This window comes from Brasilonema bromeliae SPC951 (assembly GCF_012912135.1).
GTDB lineage: Bacteria > Cyanobacteriota > Cyanobacteriia > Cyanobacteriales > Nostocaceae > Brasilonema > Brasilonema bromeliae.
Genome location: NZ_QMEB01000279.1, coordinates 1 through 7,725, shown reverse-complemented (window position 1 = coordinate 7,725; position 7,725 = coordinate 1). Strand labels below are relative to the sequence as shown.

Genomic DNA, 7,725 nt, shown 5'->3' with positions numbered 1-7,725 from the left:
CCCCTACACCCCTATACCCCTACACCCTGTATTTTTTAAAAGTGTCAAGCCATCACCATTCCGCCATCAACGTTAAAAACTTGTCCGGTGATGTAAGCTGCGGCGGAATCGGCAGCCAGAAAGCGCACCATCCCAGCGACTTCTTCCGGTTGACCATAACGAGCTAGCGGAATATATTTAATAATCTCTTCAGCGTTGATATCGCTTGTCATGTCTGTGGCGATAAAACCGGGAGCAACAGCGTTAACCGTGATACCGCGAGAAGCAAATTCTTTGGCGATGGTTTTAGTAAAGCCGATGACACCTGCTTTGGCGGCGCTGTAGTTGGCTTGTCCGGGGTTACCCATTTGTCCAGCGACAGAGGTAATGTTAATGATTCGCCCGGAACGTTGTTTGAGCATAATTTTACTGACAGCGCGAGTACATAAAAAAACACCTGTTAGGTTTAGGTCTATCACAGCTTGCCAGTCTTCCGGTTTCATTCGCAAAAGCAGTGTATCGCGAGTGATACCTGCGTTATTAACTAAAATATCAACACGATTGAGCTTTTTGATCACAGTGTTCACTAGCGCTTCTACCTGATCGGCTTGAGAAACGTCAGCTTGAAGCGCTATGGCACTTCCTCCGGCTTTTGTGATTGTATCGACGACCTCTTCGGCTGCATTGCTGGAACTGGCATAATTGACGACGACATTAGCTCCCAGTTTTGCTAATTCTAATGCGATCGCCCGCCCAATTCCCCGTGAAGCACCAGTAACAATAACTACCTTTTCACGCAAAAGTTGCAAATTTTCTGGCAATAGTTCCATAAATATTCCTCTTTATGATCCGCAGCGCTAATTATCATAAAGTGATTGTGCGTCAACAATAAAAACAATCTAGGATTTTACAGATCAGCGCTCTTGGGAACTACTATTGAAAAATCAAATAGTCAAACAGTAGAAAAGTGGTGCGTGTCACATGGCTACTAAAAAACAATTCAACAGCTTTGAAGAGATGCTATCTGGTGCTGATGTACCAGTATTGGTGGACTTTTATGCCGATTGGTGTGGACCTTGTCATATGATGGCTCCAATTTTAGAGCAAGTCAACGCTCAGCTCCAAGGACGCATACAAATCGTCAAAATTGATACTGAGAAATATCCAGAATTAGCAAGTCAATATGAAATTTATGCTCTACCAACGCTGGTACTCTTTAAGCAGGGTGAGCCAGTGGATCGGATTGAGGGTGTGCTGCAAACACCCCAGTTAGTGCAACGTTTAACGGCATTGATTTAATTGGCTTTGAAGGTAGAGACGTTATATGTAACGTCTCTACTAGCTTGAAGATGGGTGTAGGGGTGTAGGGGTGTAAGGGTGTAGGGAAGTACATGATAGCTACTGATTTCAACAAATAGCTAAATAACAAATGATAAAAGTGTGCATTCCCAAACAAGACGCGGCTGAGCATAGCAAAGCAAAGATTTGCGAGCTTGTTCTAACTGTTTAATCATGCTTGGTTGACGCTTGTGCTGCCAGTAAAATTGTTGCAGATAATCAACTAACCACAATTGAGCTTCTGTATCTAAATCTTTATCAATTTGTTTAGCTAATTGCAAAGCCTCACGGTAAGATGAAGGGACTTTGGTCAGGGTTTTGAGTAGTTCAGGGGGAATGGCTTGGAGTTGTTGGTAGGATGCGATCGCATCTCCCGGACTACCAGCCGCAACACTCAACACTGCTGGATGCTGCAAAACTTCCTCATGTCCTGTTTGTGTCAGAACTTGAGCCATTGCAGTTGCATCCAAACGATAGAAAGGAATTCGCTGACAACGAGACACCAACGTTGGCAATACAGACTCAACTGAAGGCGCAATTAAAATCAGCGTTGTCTGTCCGGGTTCTTCCAAAGTCTTGAGCAAAGCATTTGCTGCAGCTTCCGCCATAGTTTCTGCTTGGTCTAGCACAACCACTTGTCTGGGTGCTGACAACGGCGAACGGCTCACAAACGCAGTAATTTCCCGAATTTGTTCTAAGCGAATTGTAGCTGGTGCTTTGCGCTTAAGTCCTTTTTCTGCGGCTTCTATTGCTGTCAGTCGTTGTCCTTGATGCAAATAAGTTGGCTGCACCCACAACAAATCTGGGTGGTTACCTTGACGCACGCGGTTTTGATGTGGACTAAAGAGCAATTCCACAAAGCACCGTGCTGCTAAACTCCGTCCAACACCATCTGAACCAACAAACAAATATCCTGGAGCAATACGTTTTTTTGCTACAGCTTGTAGCAGTAATTCCACTGCTTGCTGTTGTCCTACAAGTTGTGCAAATGCGTCAGTCATTTTCTGTCGTGCTTTGTTTTACATCCCTTTTGGGTTTTCAGCCAGCCATCTTTATAATAGATATATTTCAGCCACGTTGTTGATGAAAACCAGCGGAACGCCATGTTTTCACTTCAGTGTGGGAGCGTCAAAATTAAAAAAGGTGTTTAAATCTTAGGGGTAAAAACATGAGAGTTTGGCTAGCCTGCTTTTTGGTGCTGTTTGCCCTAGCAGAACTGTTTGATTGGGTGAAAGAATTCAGCCTACCGCTTCCTATATATATATTAGGTGGAACATTTCTAGCTGTTGCTTCTAATTACGATAAGCTTTTTGGCTCTTACTTAAATCATGCAAGCGAAGTATCACCCCAACAAATCTTGCTTGATGATTCACCTTCCTTTACAATTTCGGATTCTGTTGAAGAATTACAAAAATCTGAAACAAAAAGTTAACGGTACTATAGCAATCCTATTTGATTTGTGTGAAAGTGCCTGCGCTTTGCGCATAAATTGAAAGCCACAGATCCCCGACTTCGTAAAAGTTGTCGGGGATCTTGTTTGTCACGTTCAAAGCAGCGTGCCCGCAGCGGCTCAGGATTTAGGATTGCTATATATAACTTACACATTTGGGATGCTCCCCAAGCTGATAACCCAAAGCATCATCCAGAATTAGTTGCATCAAAAAAAAGAAATTTGTGAGCTTTTGGAAGCACTTGCAGCGCAAGAAAAAATATTTGAGTCGAATCCGGAATCCTGGAATCTGGTTTTGTAGCTTACTATGTCACTAAAAAACAGTGACGCCTCCAAGCTAATTATAGATTTAATTTCTTAACTTGTAAAATCACTATAACTAACCAAACCACACTGTTTTTCAGCAGTGTGGTCTTATAATGTGCATTTTCTCTTTAACAGTGACCAGTGAACAGTGAACAGTGAACAAAAAGCTGATAACTGATAACTGATAACTGGTAACTTATAACTGGTAACTGGTAACTGATAACTGTTCACTGTTTGAATCCGTAGGTCATAACTCTTGAACACCCTAAATTTCTCATGAGTGATAATCCCAGTCAAAACCGAAAAATCCTGCTGATGTCAGCAAATCCCTCTGGGACAAGTCAATTGCGTCTGGATGAGGAGATGCGCGAAATTAAGGAGGGGTTGAAACGAGCACATATGCGCGATACGCGCAGCGTCAAGCCTCCGGCTTATCGCTATTCAATAGATCGGGCAGAAGCAGTACGCTACAGGGATATCCACAGAGCCATTTTAGAATACGAACCGCACATCATTCACTTTTCCGGACATGGTTCTGGAGAAGATGGTTTAGTATTTGAAGATGAGACTGGTCAAATAAAGCTCGTTGATGCACAAGCTTTGGCAGGATTGTTTCAACTGTTTGCTGACCAAGTTGAGTGTGTTGTCCTTAATGCTTGTTATTCAGAGTATCAGGCTAGGGCGATAGCTTCGCTGCTGCCTTCGGCAGATCGCACAACACATTCATTATGTCATAGGCATGAGTCAGGCAATCCAAGATAAAGCAGCAATTGAATTTGCTGTGGGTTTTTATGATGCACTCGGAGCAGATAAGAGTTATGAGTTTGCTTATAAATTAGGTTGTAGTCTCATTCAGGTAGCAGGGATTCCACAACAGCTGATTCCTCAACTTATGACTCAGAATAATTTACAATCCCAACGTTCAAAAGAAACACTACCTGGTAATTATACACCAGAACCAGATAAAATCATATATATTGAACGACCGCCCATTGAGGAGAAAAGCTTTGGTGCGATTGTACAACCAGGGGCGCTGATTCGCCTGAAAGCACCGCAGAGGATGGGAAAAACTTTACTATTGGAGAAAATGCTCGACTATGCAAGAGAGCAGGGTTATCAAACAGCTAAATTAGATTTGAAACTAGCTGATAATGATACCTTAACTAGCTTAAAAACCTTCTTGCAGTGGTTATGCGTTGATGTTTCTGACAGTTTCGAACTTCAACTTAAGGTGAACGAATACTGGCAAGATATCTACGGGCTGAATAAAAACTGTACTCGTTACTTTCAAAAGTATTTACTCTCAGATATCAAAACTCCTCTGGTCTTTGCTATAGATAATTTTGAACGGTTGTTTGAATATCCTGATATTTTCTCCTCATTTTGCTTACTTCTGCGGAGTTGGTATGAAACAGCGAAACAAGGAGACAAAATTGGTAATCTTTGGAAGAAACTGCGGTTAGTTGTGGTTCATTCCACCGAAGTTTATCCATCTTTGGATACCAATCATTCACCGTTTAATGTTGGGTTAGCGATTGAGTTACCCGAATTTAACCTGCAACAAGTGCAAACTCTTGCCAACCAGTATGAATTAGATGGACAGTTGGGAGAAGATGGATTTCGTCAGTTGATGCAGTTGGTAGGAGGACACCCATATCTCATACAGCAGGCTTTAGCCAATCTCAAGAGTCAGCAAATAACTCTAGAACAACTTTTAAGCCTTGCGCCGACAGAACAAGGAATTTTTAGCGACCATCTGCGACAGCAACTATGGAATTTACAACACAATCCTCAGTTAGAATCAGCTTATAAAAAAGTGGTGATGGCAGATGAACCTATGAGACTTAATGCGGAAGTTGGGTTTAAACTGCACAGCTTGGGGTTAGTGAAACTCTCAGGTAATGATTGCGTTCCCAGTTGCGATTTATATCGTCAGTACTTCTCAATGCGTTTGGGGTAAGCTATGGTTGACGAATACCGATTTTCTGGAAGTCTACCCGAAGAAGCCACCACTTATGTAACGCGAGAAGCTGATGGCGAATTGTATGAAGGACTCAAGGCAGGTAAATTTTGTTATGTGCTGAACTCCAGACAAAGTGGAAAGTCCAGCTTGCGAGTCCGAACCATGCGCCGATTACGAGATGCTGGCGTAGAATGTGCTGCTATTGACCTTTCTGCTGGAGGGATTCAGAATGTCCCACCAGAACAATGGTATGCAGATTTGATTGATACGCTGATTGAGAGTTTTGGATTGGATGTAGAATTTGGGGATTGGTGGTCACAAAATCAGTTAAATTCGCTTGTCACGCGATTTCGGAAGTTTCTTGAAGAGATACTGCTTGCTGAGATTAAAGAAAATATTGTCATTTTTATTGATGAGATTGATAGTGTTCTCAGCCTCAATTTCCCCACAGACGATTTCTTTGCATTTATCCGTGCCTGTTACAATCAGCGTGTTGATAATCCTGAATATAATCGCCTCACCTTTTGTTTGTTGGGAGTCGCATCACCAAGCAATTTGATTTCAGATAAAAAGCGCACCCCGTTTAATATTGGGAAAGCTATTTCTCTCAAAGGATTCCAACTGCATGAAGTTGAGCCGTTAGAGAAGGGGTTGCACGGAAGGTATTCTGATTCTCAAGCAGTGATGAAAGAAATCTTACACTGGACGGGAGGACAACCGTTTCTGACGCAAAAGCTGTGTCAGTTTATGGTGGAATCAGAAACAGATAATCCCCGGACTGTTGAACAGGTTGTGCGATCGCACATCATAGAAAATTGGGAATCCCAAGATGAACCAGAACATCTGCGAACGATTCGAGATAGGATTTTGAGGGATGAGCAACGCGCATCTTATCTGCTGGAATTGTATCAGCAAATCCGATGTTCAGAGGAGCAATCTGAAATTACAGCAGATGATACTCAAGAGCAAAGCGAACTACAGCTTTCAGGATTAGTCGTTAGGCAACAAAATAACTTAAGAGTTTATAACCCAATTTATAAAGATATTTTTGATCAAGATTGGATTGAAACCCAATTAAGGAATCTACGCCCATATTCAGAGAATTTTAAGTTTTGGGTAGCTTCTGGGGGTAGCGATAACTCCCGACTGTTGCGCGGAAAAGCATTACAGGATGCATTGGACTGGTCGAAAGATAAAAGTTTAAACTATCAAGATAGAGAGTTTTTAGCGGCTAGTCAGGCAAAGGAAAAAGAAGAGGCGATCGCTGCATTAGAAAAAGAAGCTGCATTGGAACGCGAGAGGAAGGATAGGGAAGCAGTAGAAAAAAGGAATCAAGTATTGGCTGAGGCTAATCAGACATTGGCTGATGCTAATGATACATTAACTGAAGCGAATAAGAAAGCGAAACGGCGAATTCGTGTTGGGAGTATTGTTTTAGTTTTGACTTTGCTGGGAGCAGTCATTTCAGGAAGCTTGGCAGTAGTTACTCTTGGACGTATCCAGGAACAGGCTAAAAGTCTCTCACTACTATCTAAACTAAGCGGAGAACTTCAAAGCAAGAATCAGCAAGAAAATGCAGATGAAGCCAGAAGACAATTAGGGCTAGCTTATGGACTAAAAGAAAACTATAAACTTAAACAAGCCGTACTGTTAAGCGGTATTGCCTTTGCATATCAGAAGTTGGGAGACAAGAAAAAAGCTAGTGAAGAAATTCAAAATAGTGTAAAACTCTTACGATTGGAAGAGAAAAAAAGCTCTTCTCTAGAAAAGCAAGTGGGGGTTTATGTCTTGGCTATGCAAGCTGCATTATTAAAAGAACAAAATAACAATACTGAAGCATTCAAAACTTATGAACAAGCATTCAAGTTACTTTTAGAGATCAAAGAATTGAACCCGAATTTTCTCGATAAAAATATTGCAGGAAGAGTCAAAGCGGGGGCAGGGCGGTGAGGGCGGTGAGGGGCGATATGGAGACAATTGGAAGAACCCGGTGAATGTCAGCTGTAACATATAAGCGTTCCAGCCCGTTGTAACAATATTTTTACAAAAGCACTTTCTACGAAAACATAAGCATTTCACCGATTTCGATACCTAGCTCCCGGCACCCTGCCACGGAATTATTAAACATCAAACAACTGCATTGCTTTTTTGGGGTCATAACAATTAGCCATCACAAATTTTTCTGCAACTTCTTGGACTTCCGTGGTTAAGGGTTCCCATTCTGCCCAAGGCGATCGCAATTGTCCCGGTGATGTCTTTTTCTTCTTACCCTTAATAGGGTGAGTGCAGTTTACTTCCCCAGTGATAGCTTTTTTCTTGTTTTGGCTGTGGTTTATATGGGAGCATCCCCAATGTTTAAATTGCCTACAGACTAGAAGTCTGGGGCTACACAAACCAAGTCCGCCTACGCGGACTTGGTTTGTGTAGCCGCGATTTCTAATCGCCCAGTCTTTTTGCAAAATTGGGATGCTCCCGTTTATATTTCTTACAAAATCCCCGATATGAATGCCGCACATTCTGCCAAAGATTTCCCCAACTCCAAGAAAGCTGGATGCCATTGAGTCAACCCATCATCACTCAGCAAGAACGTTCGTGCCGTTATACCTTCCTTTTTGCACAGAAATTACAGCAGTTTGCAGTTTACTTCCCCAGTGATAGCTTTTTTCTTGTTTTGGCTGTGGTTTATATG

At 42.2% G+C, this 7,725-nt stretch carries 8 protein-coding genes; 5 read left to right on the top strand and 3 right to left on the bottom strand.

Annotated elements, in window-relative coordinates; all coding sequences use genetic code 11:
- Nucleotides 1-44: 44 nt before the first annotated feature.
- A complete protein-coding gene (gene fabG, locus DP116_RS25295; RefSeq protein WP_169157777.1) occupies nucleotides 45-809 on the bottom strand; it encodes a 3-oxoacyl-[acyl-carrier-protein] reductase in 765 nt (254 codons plus the stop codon).
- A 151-nt stretch (nucleotides 810-960) separates the two neighbouring features.
- Here fabG and trxA point away from each other — a divergent pair, with 151 nt between their 5' ends.
- Nucleotides 961-1,278 carry a thioredoxin gene (gene trxA, locus DP116_RS25290; RefSeq protein WP_169157776.1) on the top strand — a complete coding sequence of 106 codons (318 nt, stop codon included), beginning with the start codon at nucleotides 961-963 and terminating at the stop codon, nucleotides 1,276-1,278.
- Nucleotides 1,279-1,397: 119 nt separating this feature from the next.
- Here the strand turns inward: trxA and DP116_RS25285 are convergent, their stop codons facing one another.
- The gene (locus tag DP116_RS25285; protein ID WP_169157775.1) at nucleotides 1,398-2,318 is read right to left on the bottom strand and encodes a DNA polymerase III subunit delta'; all 921 of its coding nucleotides are present in this window, start codon (nucleotides 2,316-2,318) and stop codon (nucleotides 1,398-1,400) included.
- Nucleotides 2,319-2,485: 167 nt separating this feature from the next.
- Here DP116_RS25285 and DP116_RS25280 point away from each other — a divergent pair, with 167 nt between their 5' ends.
- The 4 genes from DP116_RS25280 (at nucleotide 2,486) to DP116_RS25270 (ending at nucleotide 6,986) form a co-directional block, all read left to right on the top strand.
- A complete protein-coding gene (locus tag DP116_RS25280; RefSeq protein ID WP_169157774.1) occupies nucleotides 2,486-2,749 on the top strand; it encodes a hypothetical protein in 264 nt (87 codons plus the stop codon).
- 600 nt (nucleotides 2,750-3,349) lie between these two features.
- On the top strand, nucleotides 3,350-3,835 hold the full coding sequence (locus DP116_RS29735; protein WP_339381564.1) for a CHAT domain-containing protein: 486 nt from the start codon (nucleotides 3,350-3,352) through the stop codon (nucleotides 3,833-3,835).
- Complete coding sequence (locus DP116_RS29730; RefSeq protein WP_339381563.1) at nucleotides 3,813-5,033, top strand: AAA-like domain-containing protein; 1,221 nt, start codon at nucleotides 3,813-3,815, stop codon at nucleotides 5,031-5,033. The genes DP116_RS29735 and DP116_RS29730 overlap by 23 nt, the downstream gene beginning before the upstream one ends.
- 3 nt (nucleotides 5,034-5,036) lie before the next feature.
- Nucleotides 5,037-6,986 (top strand): AAA-like domain-containing protein, encoded by a 1,950-nt coding sequence (locus DP116_RS25270; RefSeq protein ID WP_169157773.1) that lies wholly within the window; start codon nucleotides 5,037-5,039, stop codon nucleotides 6,984-6,986.
- 170 nt (nucleotides 6,987-7,156) lie between these two features.
- On the opposite strand, the gene DP116_RS28735 is transcribed toward DP116_RS25270, so the two are convergent.
- Nucleotides 7,157-7,594: a hypothetical protein gene (locus DP116_RS28735; RefSeq protein ID WP_211173505.1), complete on the bottom strand. Its 438-nt coding sequence runs from the start codon at nucleotides 7,592-7,594 to the stop codon at nucleotides 7,157-7,159.
- Nucleotides 7,595-7,725 lie beyond the last annotated feature (131 nt).